This window comes from Bacteroides sp. AR20, from assembly GCF_964250605.1.
GTDB lineage: Bacteria > Bacteroidota > Bacteroidia > Bacteroidales > Bacteroidaceae > Bacteroides > Bacteroides uniformis.
On record NZ_CAXUGK010000004.1, the window covers coordinates 153,082 to 173,744 of the forward strand.

13 protein-coding genes and 1 tRNA gene are annotated in these 20,663 nt (G+C 45.9%); 9 read left to right on the forward strand and 5 right to left on the reverse strand.

The window, feature by feature from the left end:
* Nucleotides 1–4: 4 nt before the first annotated feature.
* Nucleotides 5–364, reverse strand: a complete 360-nt coding sequence (gene rsfS, locus ACESTD_RS03970; protein WP_195288444.1) for a ribosome silencing factor — start codon at nucleotides 362–364, stop codon at nucleotides 5–7.
* 217 nt (nucleotides 365–581) lie between these two features.
* Here rsfS and ACESTD_RS03975 point away from each other — a divergent pair.
* Together ACESTD_RS03975 and ACESTD_RS03980 are read left to right on the forward strand one after the other, a co-directional pair.
* Nucleotides 582–652 (forward strand) — tRNA-Gln (locus tag ACESTD_RS03975).
* A 182-nt stretch (nucleotides 653–834) separates the two neighbouring features.
* On the forward strand, nucleotides 835–2,013 hold the full coding sequence (locus tag ACESTD_RS03980) for a phosphoribosylaminoimidazolecarboxamide formyltransferase (RefSeq protein ID WP_005835186.1): 1,179 nt from the start codon (nucleotides 835–837) through the stop codon (nucleotides 2,011–2,013).
* An 84-nt stretch (nucleotides 2,014–2,097) separates the two neighbouring features.
* Here ACESTD_RS03980 and ACESTD_RS03985 read toward each other — a convergent pair whose 3' ends face one another.
* The 3 genes from ACESTD_RS03985 to rsmA all read right to left on the reverse strand — a co-directional run bounded on the left by ACESTD_RS03985 (nucleotide 2,098) and on the right by rsmA (nucleotide 6,236).
* On the reverse strand, nucleotides 2,098–3,951 hold the full coding sequence (locus ACESTD_RS03985; protein ID WP_008665652.1) for a DUF349 domain-containing protein: 1,854 nt from the start codon (nucleotides 3,949–3,951) through the stop codon (nucleotides 2,098–2,100).
* Nucleotides 3,952–4,068: 117 nt separating this feature from the next.
* Nucleotides 4,069–5,415, reverse strand: coding sequence for a magnesium transporter (gene mgtE / locus ACESTD_RS03990; protein ID WP_005824027.1), 1,347 nt, complete (start codon nucleotides 5,413–5,415; stop codon nucleotides 4,069–4,071).
* Between the two features lie 26 nt (nucleotides 5,416–5,441).
* On the reverse strand, nucleotides 5,442–6,236 hold the full coding sequence (rsmA, locus tag ACESTD_RS03995) for a 16S rRNA (adenine(1518)-N(6)/adenine(1519)-N(6))-dimethyltransferase RsmA (protein WP_087332915.1): 795 nt from the start codon (nucleotides 6,234–6,236) through the stop codon (nucleotides 5,442–5,444).
* 135 nt (nucleotides 6,237–6,371) lie between these two features.
* Between rsmA and ACESTD_RS04000 the strand changes: the two genes are divergently transcribed.
* The 6 genes from ACESTD_RS04000 (at nucleotide 6,372) to ACESTD_RS04025 (ending at nucleotide 18,765) form a co-directional block, all read left to right on the forward strand.
* Nucleotides 6,372–7,358 carry a lysylphosphatidylglycerol synthase transmembrane domain-containing protein gene (locus tag ACESTD_RS04000; protein WP_373158677.1) on the forward strand — a complete coding sequence of 329 codons (987 nt, stop codon included), beginning with the start codon at nucleotides 6,372–6,374 and terminating at the stop codon, nucleotides 7,356–7,358.
* A 370-nt stretch (nucleotides 7,359–7,728) separates the two neighbouring features.
* A complete protein-coding gene (locus tag ACESTD_RS04005; protein ID WP_061411429.1) occupies nucleotides 7,729–9,186 on the forward strand; it encodes an aminoacyl-histidine dipeptidase in 1,458 nt (485 codons plus the stop codon).
* Between the two features lie 704 nt (nucleotides 9,187–9,890).
* Nucleotides 9,891–15,788, forward strand: coding sequence for an alpha-2-macroglobulin family protein (locus ACESTD_RS04010; protein ID WP_373158676.1), 5,898 nt, complete (start codon nucleotides 9,891–9,893; stop codon nucleotides 15,786–15,788).
* 141 nt (nucleotides 15,789–15,929) lie between these two features.
* Nucleotides 15,930–17,003, forward strand: a complete 1,074-nt coding sequence (locus tag ACESTD_RS04015) for a DUF1573 domain-containing protein (protein ID WP_373158675.1) — start codon at nucleotides 15,930–15,932, stop codon at nucleotides 17,001–17,003.
* Between the two features lie 49 nt (nucleotides 17,004–17,052).
* On the forward strand, nucleotides 17,053–18,156 hold the full coding sequence (gene meaB / locus ACESTD_RS04020; protein ID WP_005824008.1) for a methylmalonyl Co-A mutase-associated GTPase MeaB: 1,104 nt from the start codon (nucleotides 17,053–17,055) through the stop codon (nucleotides 18,154–18,156).
* Between the two features lie 24 nt (nucleotides 18,157–18,180).
* The gene (locus tag ACESTD_RS04025; protein WP_005824006.1) at nucleotides 18,181–18,765 is read left to right on the forward strand and encodes a Crp/Fnr family transcriptional regulator; all 585 of its coding nucleotides are present in this window, start codon (nucleotides 18,181–18,183) and stop codon (nucleotides 18,763–18,765) included.
* Nucleotides 18,766–18,781: 16 nt separating this feature from the next.
* Here ACESTD_RS04025 and ACESTD_RS04030 read toward each other — a convergent pair whose 3' ends face one another.
* On the reverse strand, nucleotides 18,782–19,693 hold the full coding sequence (locus ACESTD_RS04030) for a DMT family transporter (RefSeq protein ID WP_009037165.1): 912 nt from the start codon (nucleotides 19,691–19,693) through the stop codon (nucleotides 18,782–18,784).
* A 139-nt stretch (nucleotides 19,694–19,832) separates the two neighbouring features.
* Between ACESTD_RS04030 and ACESTD_RS04035 the strand changes: the two genes are divergently transcribed.
* Entirely contained in the window at nucleotides 19,833–20,663 is an 831-nt protein-coding gene (locus ACESTD_RS04035; RefSeq protein ID WP_009037164.1) for an AAA family ATPase, read from the forward strand.

Genomic DNA, 20,663 nt, shown 5'->3' on the forward strand with positions numbered 1-20,663 from the left:
TTGATTAATCGAGGTCAGGAATTTGAGTTAATTTGGCGTCTGCCCATAGGTGCTCCAGATTGTAGAATTCCCTTGTTTCAGGCAGGAAGACATGCACCAATATGTCCGAGTAGTCCATAGCTACCCATTCGGCATTGCGCAGCCCGTCTACGGCAAAGGGCTTGGTATCGGCACCCTTGCGTGTGAAGTCCCTGATGGATTCTACAATGGCTGTCACTTGGCTGGGAGAGTTTCCTTGGCAGATGACGAAATAATTGCATATTGTATCGTCGATTTTTGTCAGATCTGCGATGACGATTTTTTTTCCTTTTTTATCTTGAATACCTTCTGTTATCAGTTGAATCAGTTTCTTCGTTTCGTTCATTATACATTATTATATTAAAACAGTTGACAAATATACGTTGATTTCTCATATCAAACACGCAAAAGAGGAAAACTCTTTCAATTTTTGATTTTTTTTAGTTATATAATCCTTTGGATTACGGTATCTTATCAGTTTTTTGCGAAAAAAATACTCGTTTTTGTTTTGATTTATAGAAATCTTTGTATCTTTGCAACCGCAAAACGGAAATAATAACAATTGGGCTATGGTGTAATGGTAACACTACAGATTCTGGTCCTGTCATTCCTGGTTCGAATCCAGGTAGCCCAACGAACTTACCTTATTTAAGTCAAAAAACCACTAAAATCGCAAGTTTTAGTGGTTTTTTGTTGCTTTTCGACCATGTACGAAAATTTCAGTGTAGGCATTCGGTGGCAAATTCAGTGACAAGGCTTCTGTAAGCCGGAAATATTCTGTAAATTTGTAGCATTTCAACATTAAAGCAGAATTTTATGGCAAAAGAATTAGCACTGAAGTACGGCTGTAACCCTAACCAGAAGCCGGCTCGCATTTTCATGCAGGAGGGGGAGTTACCTATTGAGGTTTTGAATGGACGTCCGGGGTATATTAATTTTATGGATGCCTTGAATGGATGGCAGTTGGTAAAGGAACTGAAAGAGGCGACCGGTATGCCTGCTGCAACTTCATTCAAACACGTCAGTCCGGCGGGTGCCGCCATCGGCTTGGAACTCAACGAGACAATGAAGAAGATTTATTTTGTGGATAATCTTCCGCTCTCTCCGCTTGCTTGCGCATATGTGCGTGCCCGCGGTGCCGACCGTATGTCTTCCTATGGTGACTTTATCGCTTTGAGTGATGTGTGCGACGAGGCTACTGTACGTTTTATTAACCGCGAGGTCTCGGATGGCGTTATTGCTCCGGGGTATACGGACGAAGCACTGGCTATCTTGAGGGAAAAGCGTAAAGGAACTTACAATGTGATTCAGATAAGTCCCGGCTATAAGCCTGCCCCGATTGAACATAAGGATGTCTTTGGTATCACGTTTGAGCAGGGACGTAATGAGATAAAGCTGAATGGAGATGAACTCTTTGCGAATATTCCTACTCGGAATAAGAATTTCCCGGAAGCAGCGAAACGTGATTTGATGATAGCCCTTATCACTTTGAAATATACGCAGTCGAATTCTGTATGCTATGTGAAGGACGGTCAGGCTATCGGTATTGGTGCCGGCCAGCAGAGCCGTATCCACTGTACTCGCTTGGCGGGCAACAAGGCCGACATTTGGTATTTACGCCAGCATCCGAAGGTGTTGAATTTGCCATGGGTAGAGAAAATCCGCCGTGCCGACCGTGATAATACGATTGATGTCTATATCAGTGAAGACCATGACGATGTGCTGGCTAACGGTGTTTGGCAGCAGTTCTTTACGGAGAAACCTGAAGTGCTGACCCGTGAAGAAAAACGGGCTTGGTTGGATACATTGAAAGGTGTTTCTTTGGGTTCGGATGCATTCTTCCCTTTTGGAGACAATATTGAGCGTGCCCATAAGAGTGGAGTAGATTACATTGCCCAAGCGGGTGGTTCTGTACGCGATGACCATGTGATTGAAACTTGCGATAAATATGGCATTGCCATGTCGTTCACGGGTATCCGTCTGTTCCATCATTGATAAGGGGTATAAAAGTAGGCCCGCCCCCACGGCTGCATAGCTGTAGGGGCGGGTTCCTTTTTTATTAAGTCTTATCTTGTTACGTTATCCTTGGTTTTTGATGTTCTCGTCCACCACTTTTATCTTTTCTTTCACAAGCTCGATGTCTGCTTTCAGCTTTTCCACCTTGCGGTTGATTTCTGTCAGCAGACTATTTCCCTTCTTGGAAGAAGTGGTCAGGAAGCCGAGATTGTTTTCATATGTCTGGAGCTCGTTCTTCATATTGTCGAAGGCACGTACCAGCTTCTCACGTTCCCGGTAAAGGGCTTGTGGACTACCTTCCTGAATGGAGCTGATAGTCGACTTGAAATTGCTTAGCTTCTTGTTGGAGGCACTGATGTTGAAGCGTTCAAACAATTTGTCTATCTGACTATGGTATTGCTTATAGATTCGGTCTTTCTCTTTGAAAGGTACATGTCCTACGCCGTTCCACTCTTTCATGAGGTCGCGTACCAATTGGGTAGCTCCCTCCGTATCCATTTGGTCATCAATAGCATTCAGTTTCTCGATGATGTTTTTTTTCTTTTCCAGATTTTCCTGCTCTACGCTGCGCTGTGAAGAAGTGGCTTTGTTCTTTTGTTCGAAGAAGTAGTCACAAGCGGAGATGAAACGTTTCCATACGGCATCCGAATATTTCTTTGCTACCGGACCGATGGTTTTCCATTCTTTCTGAAGTTTGGTCAGTTCATCGGCAGTTACTTTCCAGTCGGTACTGTCCTTAAGAGCTTCTGCTTTTTCGCACAAGGCACGCTTCTTTTCCAGGTTTTCGTTCATACCTTCCTTCAGGGTCTTGAAGAACTCTCCCTTTTTACGGAAGAACTCGTCGCACGCTTTGCGGAAACGTTCGAAAATCTTCACGTTCATTTTTTGCGGAGCGAAACCGATGGTCTTCCATTTGTTTTGAAGTGCGATGACTTCTTGCGTTTTGCTCTCCCAAGAAGCAAAGTTTGTCAGTTCTTTGTAGTCGATGGCTTCTATGATTTCGCAAATTACGGTCTTTTGGTCAAGATTGTGTTGTTCCACTTCCTTCAACGCTTCGAAATGTTGCTGGTGACGTCGGTTTACGGTTGTAGAGGCAGCTTTGAAACGTGCCCAGATTTCGTCGCGTAGTTCCTTGGCTACCGGCCCTGTATCACGAAATTCTTGATGTAGCTTCTGTAACTGATGGAAAGCTGAAACTACATCCGCTTCATCCGCCAGCTTTTCGGCAGCTTCACAGAGATGTGTCTTGATTTCCAAATTCTTCTTGAAATCGTATTCGCGGAATTCATTGTTCAGTTTCAGAAGGTCATAGAATTTCTCAACATACAATTGGTAGTTTTTCCAAAGCTCGTTGACCTTAGCTTGCGGAACGAGTTTAACTTCGTTCCATTGCTGCTGTAGTTTCTTGAACTCCGTATAGCTCTTGTTGGCGTCATCTGGAGATTCAACCAGCTCCTTCAGCTCTTCGATGATGGAAAGCTTTACCTGCAGGTTCATTTCCTTCTGCTTCTCCAGTTCGGCTGTGAGTGCGCTTCTTTTTTCTTTGATGACGGACATGATATTCTTGAACTCTTCTTCCACACTGTCTGTTTGTGGAACAAAGTTCTCCGCGGCGCCTCCGTTTTCAATGAACAGTTTTCTGGCCGCTTCCTGCTCAGCATTGTGCAGCTTGTAGAAAGATTGCTTCAAACCGTCTATTTCAGGTTTTGCCACGTTCTCCACGTCTGCAACCACCTCTTTGAGTTTGGCAAGTATTTCCTCTTTCGTGAGCTTCTGAACTGGCTCTACCGGCTTTTCCGAAACGATTTCTTCAGCGGGAGTTTCTGTTGTTGCCGGTTCAGAAACCTCTGCTGTCTTCTTTTCTTCTTCTAATTCCACCGGCTTTTCGGGGAGATTAGTGTCATGAGTGTCCGTCATTGTATTTACTTTTTTAGAAACGGGTTCCTCCCGTTCGGGTTACATTAGGCTACAAATTAATGAAATAAAATGATTACTTCATACAATTTGCCTTGATTTTTTTCTATTTTCTTGTTTTTATGACAGTAAGACAGTGATACCCATGTACAGCATCATGCCTATAATGTCATTGGTGATGGAGATAAACGGGCCGGTGGCAATGGCCGGGTCAACCTTCAGCTTCTCTAAAGTCATGGGGACTAGCGTTCCGAAGATGGAGGCGAACATGACGACTGCAAAGAGGCTGATGGAGACGGAATAAGTGACCGTAGCCGTAGCTCCGAACCGGATAAAATTATAGATGTATACCAGCAGGGAGATGATGGTGGCATTGATGACCGCCACTACTGCTTCCTTGGCTACCTGCTTGAAGGTGTCTTTGGCATCCAGTGAGCTGTTGGCAAGGCCTTGCACGATGATGGCAGACGACTGGGTTCCCACGTTTCCCCCCGTACCACCAATCAACGGAATATAAAGGGCCATTTCCGGATGGGCGGCGAAAGTCGTGTCGAAGTTACCCAATATCATGGAGTTGCCTATACCGCCTAACATACCGATAAGTAACCATGGAAGGCGGGCAGAAGTCTGGCGCATGACATTATCGTCCGTTTCTACATCTTGGGACAAACCGGATGCCAACTGGTAATCACGTTCCGACTGTTCGCGGACTTCGTCCATGACGTCGTCTACGGTAATCTGGCCTACCAGACGCCCGATACTGTCTACAACAGGAGCTGCCACCAAGTCATACTTTTCGATGATTTGTACCACTTCGTCAATGGGGGTATCTACATGGACGGAGATAGGATCTTTCCGCATCACATGCTTTACCTTGGAGACAGAAGGGGAAGTTATCATTTTCTTCAATGGGAATACCCCTTGCAGACGGTCTTCGTCGTCGATGACGTATACGTAGTAAATTTCATCCAGCTTTTCAGCTTGCAGGCGCATTTCCTTCAGGCACTCCGGCATACTCCAGTTTTCATTGACAGTCACCATTTCCGTACCCATCAAACCACCGGCAGTGTCTTCATCATATTTCAGCAGGTCAACGATGTCACCGGCTTGTTCTATATCTTCGATGTGCGAAAGTACTTCCTCCTGCTTGTCTTCATCAAGTTCGCGCATCAGGTCTACGGCATCGTCCGTGTCCATATAATCCACGAAACGCTTGGCAATGGTCTCCGAAGGAAGAAGTTCCAGGAATTCTTTCCGGATGTCTTCGTCCATTTCAACCAGTACGTCCGCTGCCGTTTCGTTGTCAAGGAGGCGGTAAACGAAGCGGGCTTCCTCCAAGCCGAGGTCATTACACAGTTCTGCAATATCTGCCGGGTGAAGGTCGGTCAAAAGTGTTTTGACGTTTTCCGCGTCTTTCTGTTCTATCAGGCTTTTGACTTTGTCTATGTATTCTTCGTCTATTTCCATGATTGTTCGTGTTTAATCACTAACCATTAATCATTAATCGTTCTCAATGCCTGTTCCACTTGGTTGGTCAGCTGAATAAATTCCTGTACGGACAGTTGTTCCGGGCGTTTATTAAATAATACGTCCTCCGTCAGTGGACAGTCTTTGCCGAGTATCGGTTTTATGGAGTTCCGTAGAGTCTTGCGTCGTTGGTTGAACGTGGTTTTCACTACTTGCTTGAACAATTTCTCGTCGCAGCCTAAATCGTGCGTTTCATTGCGCATCATGCAGATGACGGCACTTTTAACTTTTGGGGGCGGGTTGAAGACATGTTCGTGTACCGTAAACAAGTACTCCACTTTGTACCATGCTTGTATCAGTACGCTTAGGATTCCGTATGTCTTGCTGCCCGGTCCGGCTGCTATGCGCTCGGCTACTTCCTTTTGTATCATACCCGTACAGCAGGGAATCAGGTCCTTATATTCCAGCATTTTGAAGAATATCTGGCTGGAGATATTATAAGGATAGTTTCCCGTCAATACAAAAGCTTGTCCGCCAAACAACCGTTGCAGGTTCATTTTGAGGAAGTCGTCCTCAATGATGTTGTCTTCCAGTTGCGGATAGGCTTCCCGTAGGTAGGCCACTGACTCGTAGTCCAGTTCTACTACTTTGACGTTGCGCTCTTTGGGCAGAAGAAACTGGGTCAGTACTCCCATTCCCGGACCAACTTCGAGGATGGGAATTTCGGGACAGACATCTACCGTGTCGGCAATGTCTTGTGCCACTTTCAGGTCTTTCAGGAAGTGTTGCCCGAGAAACTTTTTAGGTTTAACTACTCTCATGTATCAACTAAATCATTACTTTTGCTCCGTAAACGTAGGCTGTCGTGTGAACAACAACCTGTCTTTATACGGAGCAAAGGTAGTTCTTTTCAATGAAGAATGAAGAATGAAGAATGAAGAATTTGGGAATATCGTATGAATAAGCTGCTAAAAAAGACATTGAAAATCATCTTACCCATTTTATTAGGTGGTTTTATCCTCTATTGGGTATATCGTGATTTTGACTTTTCAAAGGCAGAAGAAGTTCTCCTTCATCAGACGAACTGGTGGTGGATGTTGTTGTCCTTGTTCTTCGGTGTGATGAGCCATGTGTTACGAGGCTGGCGTTGGAAGCAGACTTTGGAGCCACTGGATGCTCATCCCAAAACAAGCGATTGCGTCGATGCCATTTTCGTATCTTATGCCACCAATCTGGTACTGCCCCGTGTGGGAGAGGTTTCACGTTGTGGAGTACTTGCCAAATATGATAATGTTTCCTTTGCGAAGTCCTTGGGGACGGTGGTGACAGAGCGGTTGGTAGATACGCTTTGCATTCTGCTGATTACGGGGATTACTTTTTTGGTGCAGATGCCCGTTTTTTCCCGTTTTTTCGAGGAGACGGGCACCAAGATTCCTTCGCTGGTGCATCTTGTGACTTCCCCTTGGTTTTATGTGGCTTTTTTTTCTATTATTGGTGTTTTGGTACTTCTCTATTTTCTGTTGCGTATGCTTTCTTTTTTTGAAAAGGTAAAGGGAGTAGTCTTGAATATATGGGAAGGTGTGATGTCGCTTAAGAATGTGAAGAATGTGCCTTTGTTTGTTCTTTACACTTTACTTATTTGGCTATGCTATTTCTATCATTTCTATATAACTTTCTATTGCTTCCAGTTTACGGAGCACCTTAGTTTCCTTGCCGGGCTGGTGATGTTTGTCGGCGGAACGTTTGCAGTCATTGTTCCCACGCCCAACGGGGCAGGACCCTGGCACTTTGCTGTCATCACTATGATGATGCTTTATGGGGTAAATGCTACGGATGCGGGTATATTTGCTCTGATAGTGCATGGCATACAGACGTTGCTGGTGATAGTGTTAGGCATCTACGGGTCGTTGCACCTGGCATTGGCGAATAGGGCAAAGAAATAGACGTTTCTTGTGGTGGGTTCCTATATTGTCACTTCTTGTGTTAGAGGACAGAGACAGTACTTATAGAGAGTACTCCTTTAAAAGTACTGTAATACTTCTTTGCAAGTACTTCAGTACTTCCTTATAAGTACTGAAGCCTAAAGGTTGTTGGAAGATTGGTTTCTTTAAACGATATTGTTGCTTGGATATAGAAGTGGGAGAAATTCCTAAATATGGTAGCTATATTAGGTGCAGATGTTCTATCGCAATATGTGAAGATGTAAAAGCCATGTTTAAGATAGCTGATGATTTAGTACTTTAGAAAAATCCCGGTTTATTGTACTTTCCGAGAATAAACCGTTATATTTGCGAAAACTAACTTTTTAGAATTATGAGTACAATCTTACAGTTAGCTCCACAGAATGTATGGAAGCACTTTTATTCACTGACCCAGATTCCCCGTCCGTCAGGACATATGGAGAAGATTACAAAATTCCTTATTGATTTTGGAAAAGGCTTGGGGTTGGAATCATTTGTCGACGAGGTCGGCAATGTTATTATTCGTAAGCCTGCCACTCCGGGTATGGAAAACCGCAAAGGCATCATCCTTCAGGCGCATATGGACATGGTGCCTCAGAAGAACAACGATACTATTCACGATTTTACAACAGATCCCATTGAAACCTATGTTGACGGTGATTGGGTGAAAGCCAAAGGAACTACGCTGGGAGCAGATAATGGTTTGGGAGTGGCTGCCATTATGGCGGTGCTCGAAGATAATAACTTGAAGCATGGTCCATTGGAAGCCCTGATTACCAAGGATGAAGAAACGGGAATGTATGGTGCATTCGGCTTGAAACCCGGGACTATGCAAGGGGAAATTCTGCTGAACCTTGACTCTGAGGACGAAGGCGAACTCTATATTGGTTGTGCCGGTGGTCTTGATATTACTGCCACTTTGGAATATAAGGAGGAGACGCCTATGGCCGATTTCGTAGCTCGTAAGATTACGTTGAAAGGTTTGCGTGGTGGTCACTCTGGTTTGGAAATCAATGAAGGGCGCGGTAATGCCAATAAATTGCTGGCACGTATCGTACATGATTTGCTGATTGAGTTTGACTCCCAGCTGGCAAGTTTTGAAGGTGGTAATATGCGTAATGCTATCCCTCGCGAAGCACATGCGGTATTGGTGTTCAATCCTGAGGATATGGACGGTTTGGAAGATTATATGAAGGAATACGAGGCACAACTGAATGACGAATATGCTCCGATTGAAAGTGGTATTACCCTGAGTATAGAAGAGGTAACTCTACCCACTGCCGTTGTTCCTTCAGAAATCCAGGATAATATGATTAACGTGTTGATGACTTGCCAGAATGGTGTGATGCGTATGATTCCTACTGTTCCCGATACTGTAGAAACTTCCTCCAATTTGGCTATCGTAATCATTGCAGACGGTAAGGCCGAAGTTCGTATTTTGGCGCGTAGTTCTTGCGATACGATGAAGGATTTCCTGGCAGACAGCCTGACAGCTTGTTTCGCTATGGCAGGTATGAAGGTGGAATTGAGTGGTGGCTATTCTGGATGGCAGCCTAATGTGGATTCTCCTATACTGCATGCCATGAAGCTGTCCTATAAGCAGCAGTTTGGTGTGGAACCTGCCGTGAAGGTTATTCACGCAGGTCTGGAATGCGGTATTATTGGTGCCAATTGTCCAGGACTCGATATGATTTCTTTCGGTCCCACTTTGCGTTCTCCGCATTCACCGGACGAGCGTGCGTTAATTCCTACTGTTTCCAAGTTCTATGATTTCTTGGTGGCTACATTGGAGCAGACTCCTGAAAAGTAGAGAATACTTTATGTAATGAATAGGGGTAGGGTGCTTTATTAAGTATCCTGCCTTTTTTGTCTGTGACAGTTTGTCCTCTTTCTGCCAGAATGTCCCAGACTTATTACAATGGTATGTCAATATCCTTGCACTTTCTCCCTAAAAATTGACCTAAGTCAAGAAATGTGTTATAAAACATGTTTTCTATCCGTTTTTTGCTTGTTATCTTGAACAAAGGCTCTATTTTTGTGTTGTAAAACATGAAAACAATAGAAAACTAGTAGATTTTTTAAGGATAACAAGATTGATTTTAGGAGGATAACAAAATGAAAATGTTAAAGAGTTTTTTTAAGCATGTCGGCGAAGCCGATAAGAACATTTGGGGTTACGTAATGCTTTAAGCATTCCCCCCCCCCTTTCGTGAAGTATTGAATTTTAGTTTTCAGGTATTAGTTTAATTTTTTAAGATTATGAAAAAGAAGATTGCAAATTCATTTAAGCACATTTTTACCGCAGCTGGTAAGAATTGGATGGAGGCAATGAGATATTATAGCCTCCAAATGTGAGTACACTAACATTTAAGTATAGCACAAGGGATATGTTTGCAAACATATCCATTGTTTTTTTGTAGGAGTAGAATAAGATTTTTTATGTCCAAAAGTACATTTGTTTGAACTTTATTCACTTCCTTTGTTATTAATACAAAGACTAACAAACGAATAATTATGAGAGTAATTCAAAGAATTTGTAGCATATTGTTGCTGCTGGTTACATTTGGGGCTTCGGCATTGTATGCGCAGACGTACGATAAGTTGTGGAAGCAGGTGGAGCAGGCTCAAAAGAAAAGCCTGCCTCAAACAGTGATAAAACTGGCTGATGAAATCTATCGGAAAGGTCGGCAAGAGCAGAATGCTCCGCAAATGTTGAAAGCCTACATTTGTAGGGAGACTTATCAAGAGGGGCTGACTCCGGACAGCCTTTACTCCAGTCTGAAATATATGGAATCTTGGGCACAATCGGAGAGGAATCTGGTGAACAAGGCTATTCTACATTCTTTGTTGGCATATGAATATGCTGACTTGATGCGGAAGAATCGCCGTGTCTTGCTGTCACGTACTTTACTGACTGTTGACGAGGTTCCAGAAGATATCCGTGAGTGGAGTATCAGCCAGTTTGTGGATAAAATAGATAGGTGTAACCGTGCATCCTTGCAGGATTCCATCCGCTTGCTCAATACATCTGCAGAACAATATGTGCCTTTTGTGGTGTTGGAAGACGGTAGCTGGTTCTATGGGCACGATATGTACCATCTATTGGTAAGCCGTGCTGTTGATGCTTATCGGCAGCTGGATGGTTTCAGCGTGGATTCTTTGGTACAGATCCGTATCGAAAGGATTTATCTGGATATGATGAATGCTTATCGCCATCGTGCCGGTTCGGAAGATGCTATGTTGCTCTGTTCTCTTGATTATTGGAACTGGAAGTTGACCGGTGGTATCAGCCAGCAGCCTTATCCTACTTTCCGAATGCGTCAGGAAAAGGCTAATCGGGAATATCTTGAGGTTTTGAATAAATTGATAAAGGAATACGGTTCACGAGAGGTTTGTGCCGAGGTTTACATTCATAAAGCCAACCACCTGCGCCGTTTGGAACCGAAACGCGCTGATGAGGCTCTAAAAGTCTGTGAAGAAGGCTTGAAGCGCTATCCTGCGTATAAGCGTATCAATGAGTTGAAAAATATCCGTGAACAGATTTTACAGCCTGAACTCATTCTGACTATGAATGAAAGCGGTTATCCCGGCGATTCGGTGAATATGAGGCTGCATTATCGTAATGTCGAGGGCTTCACTCTCAACTTATATACCACTACTTTAAGTGAAGTACCTTGGATGGACCATGGTATAAATAAAGATACTTATAGAAAGTATGCCCGGAAGTTTTCTTCCACGCATTTTGGCTTAAAGCCGTTGCCAGGCAAGGATAAATTGCCTGAAGATGTCCCTTATCTTGCCTCGGACACTGTATTTAAGTTCATGATTCCTCGGGAAACGGGAGTCTATATTCTTCAAATAGTACCTGATACTGAAACGGCCCGTACAGATGATAAATTTCTGGTATCTACCCGCTTCAAGGTGCTGACATTGGATTTGGGTGACAACCGTATGGAAGTGGCTACATTGGATGCCCGTAGTGGACAGCCGATTGCTGGTGCCAAGGTGAGTTTCTACTCTTCTTATGATGAGAAGAATAGAAAAGCGATGGCAGAGGTACTGACTGATGCCGGGGGGAAAGCTGTATTACCCTGGCAGAGTGAAATCCGAAGTTATGTGGCGCGTAAAGGCAGAGACACAGCCATGATGCCGCAGAACGTTTATATGAATCATCCTTATTACGGTATTAAGGATACAGATTGGAGGCAGATGGCATTGCTGACAGACCGTTCGCTTTATCGTCCCGGGCAGACCGTTCATGTAAAAGGGATAGCTTACAAGCAGAATAGTGATAGTGCCCAGGTACTACAAGGAGTTGATTATGAGCTTGTCTTGTTGGATGCCAACCGCAAGGAACTTGCCACCAGGAAGGGGCGGACCAATGATTTCGGCTCTTTTGCTACGGAGTTTGTACTTCCGGCAGCTTGCCTGAATGGCATGTTCAGCATACGAACCAAAGAGCCTCAATCTACCGTCACTTTTAGGGTAGAGGAGTACAAGCGACCTACGTTCGAGATTGCCTTCACTCCGGTTTCGGAAGCTTATCGGCTGGGTGACAAGGTTGTGTTGAAAGGAAATGTCAAGGCCTTCAATGGCATGATGGTGCAGGATGTGCCATTGGCATATACGGTGACTCGCCGGAATCCGAGACCTGGTTATTGGAGCAATGCTGATAAACCATTATTGTCTGACACCATACAATTGGATACCAACGGGGATTTTTCCATACCCTTGACTTTGGAAGCTCCGGCTGTAGATACAGACGGGTATGGGAGTGTGTATACTTATCATGTGGAGGCGGTGGTGACGGATGAGGCCGGTGAAACGCAATCCGCTTCGTATAACTTGTTGGCAGGTCCTAAGGCTTATTCCTTTGATATTCGCTTGCCTCAATATGTTTGTAAGGAAGACAGTATGCTTTTCACTTTTGGAGTGAATAATGTAATGAATATTCCTCAGCACATTGAAGGTTCCTATTGCCTTTATCCATTTGCAGAACAAAATGGGGCAAGGAATATTGCAGGTTCTGAACCCTTGGATGATGTTGTATTGGAGGGTACCTTCACAGCCAATCGGCTCCAGGATTTTTCGGCTTGGAACAAGCTTCCTTCAGGTAACTATCGCTTGAAACTTTCTGTACGTGATAGTTTGGGACGTGAAGAGAATAACGGGGCATATGGCAGTGACAGTTTCATGCTCTTTTCAAAGAGTGACAAGCGTCCGGCTGCGTTTACAGATTTCTTTTATTATAAAGAAAATGAGGAATTTGATGTACAGTACCCTGCCGCTTTTCTTTTGGGGACTTCTTATCGGGATGCATATGTGCTGATGGATGTCTTTTGTGACAGAAAACGCATTGAAAGCCGTGTGTTGCAGTTGAATGATACTATTATTCGTATGGAATTCCCTTATAAGGAAGCATATGGCAAGGGAATCACCATTCTTTTCAGTTTTGTGAAAGCTGGCGAGATGTACAGTCATCAGGTTGAACTGAAGAAGCGGGAGCCGGAACGTGCTCTCGACATGAAATGGGAAGTGTTCCGTGACCGTTTGCGTCCCGGACAGGAAGAAGAGTGGAAGCTCGTCATAAAGACGCCTCAAGGTATGCCTGCTGCGGCTGAGATGTTGGCTACGATGTACGACGCTTCACTGGATAAGATTTATAAGAGTAACCAGATACTACGGGTTTTCTATCCGGATAATCTGTATGGGGCATTCCGTGGTGCGAGCCGTTATAATAGCAATTACTTCTCCGTTTATTTCCCGTTGAAGGCTTGGAGGGTTCCGGTGTGGTCGTTTGACTACTTCTGTTCTCCTTATATGGATGGGAGGATGCGGATAGTGATGGTAGAAGACAATGCGCTTTTGGAAGAAGTAAGTGTTGTGGGGTATGGGACTACCCGGAATAGCTCTTTGACCGGTAATCTTAGAATACGTGGTGCCAACCAGCCGATGTTTGCTGCCAAAGAAGACTCCGGGAATGCTGTTGAAGTGAAATATGTTCCTGCACAAGTAGCGGAAGACGCGGTGGAAGATGTTGTTTTTGAATCGGAAACGATACCGGTTGGCGAGGCCTTGCAACCTATTGAGGGGCTTCGCACCAACTTTGCCGAAACAGCCTTTTTTTATCCTCAACTTCGTACAAACGAACAAGGGGAGCTTGCGTTTTCTTTTACGATGTCGCAGAGCTTGACTCGTTGGAATTTCCGTGGTTACTCACATACTAAGGATATGCTGACTGGGATGTTGGATGCTTCCGTTGTAACTGCCAAGGAGTTTATGCTGACTCCGAATATGCCTCGGTTTGTCCGCGTTGGAGATAAAACGCAGATAGCCGGAACAATAGCCAATCTGACGGGTAAAGCGGTGAAAGGAACAGCAGTATTCACACTGTTCGACCCTATGACGGAGAAAGTTATTGCTACTCAACGTCAGAAATTCTTGGTAGAAGCAGGAAGAAATACTGCTGTCAACTTCCATTTCGAAGTGTCCGACCGCTATGATTTGCTTGGTATTCGTATGGTTGCCGATGGAGGTACGTTTAGCGATGGCGAGCAGCATCTGTTGCCCGTATTAAGTAATAAGGAGTATATTACGGAAACGCTTGCTATGCCTATCCGTGGCGAGGAGACCCGTACGTTCTCATTAGACAGCCTTTTCAACCGTAATAGCCGTACAGCGACAGACCGTCGTCTGACTGTAGAATTTACCGGGAATCCGGCTTGGTATGCTGTACAAGCGTTGCCGGCATTGAGCCTGCCTGCCAATGATAATGCCATTTCTTGGGCTACAGCTTGGTATGCCAATAGTCTGGCAGGCTTCATTGCCAACAGCCAGCCCCGCATTAAGACTGTATTTGACAGTTGGAAGGCTGCCGGTGGCACGAAAGAAACCTTCCTCAGCCAGTTGGAGAAGAATCAGGATGTGAAGAATATCCTGCTCAGCGAGTCTCCGTGGGTACTGGAAGCTACTACTGAAGCCGAACAGCAGGCACGTATTGCCACGCTGTTTGATATCAACCAACTGAATAACCGCAATCTTTCCGCTTTTACCAAATTGAAAGAATTGCAGGGTGAAGACGGTGGATGGAGCTGGTATAAGGGAATGTCCGGTAGCCGCTATATAACTGGCTATATTACAGAATTACTTGTTCGTCTTCCTCTGCTGACGAAAAATGAACTGCCTGAAGAAGTTGCCGCCATGCGGCAGAAAGTTTTCGGCTATTTGAATCGGCAGGCTTTGGAAGAGTATCGCAATATCCGTAAAGCCGAAAAAAATGGCGCCAGAATTACTGCCAACTCCGAATCGGCAATGACATATCTGTATCTGATAGCCCTTAGCGGCGAACAAGTGCCGGCAGACAATCAAGCGGCTTACCGCTATTTCCTATCAAAAGTAGGTGCCAATCTTAAAGATGGAACCATGAGCAGCAAGGCGCAGTCTGCCATCATCCTGAAAGCAGTAGGGCGTACAGCCGAGGCGAATGAATTCATCGCTTCCCTCAAGGAACATCTGGTACAGACGGATGAACTGGGTGCATACTTTGCTTTCCAAGCAAATCCGTATAACTGGGGTATGCTGCCCATCCCTGCCCATGTGGAAGTAATGGAAGCCCTGCGTATGGCAGGTGGCAACGATGCTTTGGTGGAGGAAATGAAACTCTGGCTGCTGAAACAGAAGCAGACTACCAGTTGGAATTCTCCGGTTGCAACGGCTGATGCTGTTTATGCATTGCTTTGTCAAGGTACTAATCTGCTGGAAAGTCGGGGAGACGTACGTATCACGTTAGGTAACAAAGTTTTGGAAACATTGTCGCCTACAAAGACCATAATCCCGGGTTTGGGTTATGTCAAGGAAACCTTCGCTCAAGGAAGTCCGGAGCTGAAAGCTAAAACCGTCACCGTAGAGAAACGGGATGCAGGCATTGCCTGGGGAGCTGTTTATGCCCAGTATCTGTCACCCATATCTGATGTAAAGCAGCAGGGGGGTGAATTGAATGTAGAGAAGAAACTTTATGTAGAGCGTATATCGGCCGGTGGTAGCAAGTCCTTGCAACCGGTTACGGAAGGGACCGTATTATCCGTCGGTGATAAAATAGTGGCCCGTTTGACTATCCGCTTGGACCGTACTATGGATTTTGTTCAGTTGAAAGACCAGCGGGGTGCCTGCTTTGAACCTATAGGCTCGCTTTCCGGTTATCGTTGGAGTAATGGCCTCGGTTATTATGCAGAAGTGGAAGATGCCGCAACCAATTTCTTCTTCGACCATTTGGGCAAAGGCGTTTATGTCTTAGAGCACAGTTATCGCATAGCCCGTGGCGGAACATACGAAACGGGGCTGGCCACGATACAGTGTGCGTATGCTCCGGAGTATGCTTCGCATTCGGCGGGAGGGATAATTGTAATAAAGTAACAATAGAGTATGGAGCGGAGCGCAATTTGTACAAATTGCGCTCCGCTATTTTAGGTACTCTCGCTAAAAACACCTATTTTTGTCCGACTAATATTGAATGAGAGTGGCAGAATTAGGAAATCTTGATATTAAGAAAAATAGATGAAGCGGATATTGATAACTTTATATGTGCTTGCAAGTGTGGTATTGACTGCTGTAGCGCAAGCTCGTTTTACCTCGAATACAGAGATGTACAGTTTCGGCCAGATAGAATGGAGGCATCCCGTGACTGTGCAATATACCATCACCAATACGGGTGACCAGCCTTTAGTGCTTACAGAAGTAGAGCCGGATTGCGCCTGCTCCGTGGCCCAGTGGACAAAAACGCCTATTGCTCCGGGGGCAAAAGGAACAGTAAATGTGACTTTTGACGCCAAGGCATTGGGACATTTCCAGAAATCTGTGGCTATTTACAGCAATGCGCAACCCAATCTGGTCTATTTGAAGTTCAATGGTGAAGTAGTACAGGAAATCAAGGACTTTACCAAGACGCATCCCTATCTTATCGGTCAGATACGTATTGACAAGAACAGCCTCGACTTCCCCGATATTCAGCATGGTGAGCAGCCGGTGATTCATATCGGCGTGGTCAATCTTTCCGACCGTCCTTATGAACCGGTACTGATGCATCTGCCCCCTTATTTGCAGACAAAAGTAGAACCTAACGTGCTGCAAAAGGGAGAAAAAGGAGTGATTACACTTACATTGAATTCGGAAAGACTGACTGGCCTCGGACTGACTCAAACGTCGGTCTATCTTTCTCGCTTCTCCGGTGACAAGGTGGGCGATGAAAACGAGATTCCCGTTTCTGCCATTCTTTTACCGGATTTCTCCGGAATGACGGAAGTGGAGAAGGCAAATGCTCCTGTCATCAGCCTTTCTACCAAAGAAGTTGATATGAGTGCGATATTGGCAAAGAAGTCAAAAGCACGTCAGGATATTACCATTACCAATACCGGGCGTTCTCCTTTACAGATAAACAAACTCCAGGTATTCCACCCGGCAGTGGGAGTTAACCTCAAGAAGAGTGTATTGCAACCCGGTGAAAGCACCCGCCTGCGGGTAACGGTAGTGAAGAAGAATATAGGCAAGAAGCGCCGTCATCTGCGTCTGCTGATGATTACCAATGACCCGATGCAGCCGAAAGTTGAAATCAACATTAAAGCAAAACAATAAGAAGTCGTAAAGTCCTTCATAACTCATAACTTATAACTCACAAATAGCCATGGAACATCCCGAAAATAATGAAGCATATAAAGGCTTGGTTGTCAATGCAGGCATTGAGCAACCTTCATCGGTCAATCCTTACTTGAAGAACCGTCCCAGGCGGAAGAAACGCGAGCTTTCCGTATCAGACTATGTGGAGGGTATAGTGAAAGGTGATGTTACGGTACTCAGCCAGGCTGTAACACTGGTGGAAAGTGTGAAACCGGAGCACCAGGCTGTGGCGCAGGAGGTGATAGAGAAGTGTTTGCCCTATTCGGGCAACTCCGTCCGTGTGGGTATCAGTGGTGTGCCCGGTGCCGGTAAAAGTACCTCTATTGATGTATTTGGCTTGCATGTACTGGAGGAACACGGCGGCAAGTTGGCCGTTCTTGCCATTGACCCGAGCAGTGAACGCAGCAAAGGCAGTATTCTCGGTGATAAGACGCGTATGGAGAAGCTCTCCGTTCATCCCAAGTCCTTTATACGTCCCAGTCCCTCTGCCGGTTCGCTGGGTGGCGTGGCACGCAAGACGCGTGAAACGATTGTGCTTTGTGAGGCTGCCGGTTTCGACAAGATATTTGTAGAGACGGTAGGGGTGGGGCAGAGTGAGACTGCCGTACATTCTATGGTAGACTTCTTCCTGCTGATACAGCTGGCGGGTACGGGCGATGAGTTGCAAGGCATCAAACGCGGCATCATGGAAATGGCCGATGGCATTGTTATTAATAAGGCTGATGGCGACAATCTGGAGCGGGCCAGACTGGCAGCAACGCAGTTCCGTAATGCGCTGCACCTCTTCCCGGCTCCGGAGAGCGGTTGGACACCCCAAGTGCTGACTTATTCCGGTTTCTATAATCTTGGTGTAAAAGAAGTGTGGGATATGGTCTACAAATACATTGACTTTGTGAAAGATAACGGCTATTTTGAATACCGCCGCAATGAGCAAAGCAAATACTGGATGTACGAGACCATTAACGAACAGCTGCGCGACAGCTTCTACCACAATCCGCAGATTGAAGCGATGCTGACTGGCAAGGAAAAACAAGTGCTACAGGGCAACTTGACTTCTTTTGTGGCTGCCAAGAACTTGCTGGACACCTATTTTGCAGAACTGAAGAAATAGGGGCATATCCCTTTCTCTATATCGATGACTAAGGAAAACAACATGGAAGTGGCGCGGCGGTTTACCCGCCGCCTTCATGAACTCCCTTCTGAGGAGCTGGAGCTCATTGCCGGTTTGTTTGTACGCCGTGAGGTGCACAAAGGAGAACTGTTGATTAGTGAAAAAGATATAGCCAGGGATATTGTTTTTGTAGAGAAAGGACTGCTTCGCCAGTTCTATTTCAAAGAAGGCCGGGACATTACAGAGAACTTTGCCTGCGACGGTGACGGCGCTATGTGTATCGTCAGCCTTTTCACCGGACGCCGTAATTGCCTTCAGCTGGAATCCTTGGAGGAAGGCGTCATCTGGAGCATTTCGTATGCAGGACTGGTCGAACTCTCTGAGCGTTATCTGCATATAGCCCGTCTGCTTCGCCATTTATTGGAGGGGTCTTTAATGCTTTCCCAATATAAAGCAGACTCTTGGCGTTTCGAAACCTCACGCGAGCGGTATGCGCGCTTCGTCAGGGATTATCCGGAGATAGCCCGGCGTGCCTCAGTCAATCACATAGCATCTTATCTGTTAATGACTCCCGAGTCTCTGAGCCGGGTACGTGCCGGAGTACTGTGACGGTGGAACGGCTGTTTTATACGGCTTTCCCTTCTTTCTCGAAATCCTTGCGTGACTTGCTTTGTGTCACGATGTACACTCCCAGGAATACCAAGGCTATGGCTATTCCCTTTTCCAAATTGAACACTCCCAATCCTAAGATGATGGCAACGGTTGAGGCCACGATGGGCTGCATGTAGTTGTACATGCTCACCACAGTGGGGCGCAACAGCCTCTGCGCACTCATTATGAAGATATAGGCAAGGAAGCTTCCTCCCACAACCACATATCCCGCTTGCAGCAGGGCGGCTGTAGATATTTCGCTCCACTGTATGGCAGCCACGTCGTGGTAAGAGAACGGGATGTAGCACATGGAGGCATAGACAAACATCCATTTGTTCAGGGTGATGGGAGAGTATTTTTGCGACAACCCCTTGAATACGGTCAGATAAATGGAGAAGCTGATTTGGGCGAGCAGGCAGAGAAGGTCTCCGATGAGGCTGCCATTGCCGGCACCGGTGGTCTGGCTGCTCATGATGAGTATAAATGCTCCCATAGCCCCTACAAAGATGCCCAGCACTTTCTTGTTGGTGACCGGTTCTTTCAGATAGATTGCAGCCACTATCATGGTGACGATAGGCAGCGTGGTTGTAACGATGGAGGCGTCTATGGGCGAAGTCATGGAGAGTCCGAAGATATAGACACCCTGATTGAATACCAGTGCGAAGAGTGCGGCGAAGAATATCTTCAGCATGTCCCGGTGGTCCACCTGTTCGCGTTTGCAGAATAAGGAGAGGAGCCAGAAGCAGGCGGCTGCGCCTACCATGCGGAATGTGGTTACTGACAACGCGGAAAACTCTACCAAGGCTGACTTACCTATAGGTGCCATCAAGCCCCATAAGATATTTGCGGTAAGGGCGAACAGATGCCCTTGAATGTTCTTGTTCATACTCTTTTGTTCTTTGCGGGTGCAAAAGAACAACTATTTTCTGAAAAGAGAAAATCTTTCATTATATGATTTTTCTGGTTCATGGGCGTAGAAATAAGAGATTATCGTGTATATTTGCTTCTAATTAAAGCAAGAAACCATGGAAGTACAAGCCAATTACATCAAGCGTATCGAAATACACGGATTGTGGCATCGGTACGATATTGCCTGGGACCTGCGTCCTGACGTCAATATACTTTCCGGCATCAACGGAGTGGGGAAAACCACTATCCTGAACCGTTCGGTCAACTATCTGGAACAGACATCGGGTGAAGTGAAGAGTGACGAGAAGAACGGCGTACACGTCTACTTCGACAATTCTGCAGCCACCTTTATCCCCTATGATGTAATCCGCAGCTACGACCGTCCCCTTATCATGGGCGACTTTACGGCACGCATGGCCGATGCCAACGTGAAGTCGGAACTGGACTGGCAGCTCTATCTGCTCCAGCGCCGTTATCTGGACTATCAGGTGAACATCGGCAACAAGATGATAGAACTGCTCAGCGGTGATGAAGAGCAGCGTAGCCTGGCTCCCTCCCTTTCCCTCCCCAAGCGGAAGTTCCAGGATATGATTGACGAGCTTTTCAGCTATACCCATAAGACGATAGACCGCAAAAGCAACGACATCGTTTTCTATCAGAACGGTGAACGCCTGCTGCCCTACAAACTGTCTTCGGGCGAGAAGCAGATGCTGGTCATCCTGCTGACCGTGCTGGTGCGTGACGATGACCACTGCGTACTCTTCATGGACGAGCCGGAAGCCTCCCTGCACATCGAATGGCAGCAGAAGCTTATCGGCATGATACGCAATCTGAATCCCAATGTGCAGCTTATCCTCACCACCCATTCGCCCGCAGTCATCATGGAAGGCTGGCTGGATGCCGTCACCGAAGTCAGCGAAATCTCATCCCTAATCCCTAATCCTTAA

Coding starts and splice junctions, on each gene's coding strand:
- rsfS (WP_195288444.1), bottom strand. CDS start 364: ATGAACGAAACGAAGAAACTGATTCAACTGATAACAGAAGGTATTCAA.
- ACESTD_RS03980 (WP_005835186.1), top strand. CDS start 835: ATGGCAAAAGAATTAGCACTGAAGTACGGCTGTAACCCTAACCAGAAG.
- ACESTD_RS03985 (WP_008665652.1), bottom strand. CDS start 3,951: ATGACGGACACTCATGACACTAATCTCCCCGAAAAGCCGGTGGAATTA.
- mgtE (WP_005824027.1), bottom strand. CDS start 5,415: ATGGAAATAGACGAAGAATACATAGACAAAGTCAAAAGCCTGATAGAA.
- rsmA (WP_087332915.1), bottom strand. CDS start 6,236: ATGAGAGTAGTTAAACCTAAAAAGTTTCTCGGGCAACACTTCCTGAAA.
- ACESTD_RS04000 (WP_373158677.1), top strand. CDS start 6,372: ATGAATAAGCTGCTAAAAAAGACATTGAAAATCATCTTACCCATTTTA.
- ACESTD_RS04005 (WP_061411429.1), top strand. CDS start 7,729: ATGAGTACAATCTTACAGTTAGCTCCACAGAATGTATGGAAGCACTTT.
- ACESTD_RS04010 (WP_373158676.1), top strand. CDS start 9,891: ATGAGAGTAATTCAAAGAATTTGTAGCATATTGTTGCTGCTGGTTACA.
- ACESTD_RS04015 (WP_373158675.1), top strand. CDS start 15,930: ATGAAGCGGATATTGATAACTTTATATGTGCTTGCAAGTGTGGTATTG.
- meaB (WP_005824008.1), top strand. CDS start 17,053: ATGGAACATCCCGAAAATAATGAAGCATATAAAGGCTTGGTTGTCAAT.
- ACESTD_RS04025 (WP_005824006.1), top strand. CDS start 18,181: ATGACTAAGGAAAACAACATGGAAGTGGCGCGGCGGTTTACCCGCCGC.
- ACESTD_RS04030 (WP_009037165.1), bottom strand. CDS start 19,693: ATGAACAAGAACATTCAAGGGCATCTGTTCGCCCTTACCGCAAATATC.
- ACESTD_RS04035 (WP_009037164.1), top strand. CDS start 19,833: ATGGAAGTACAAGCCAATTACATCAAGCGTATCGAAATACACGGATTG.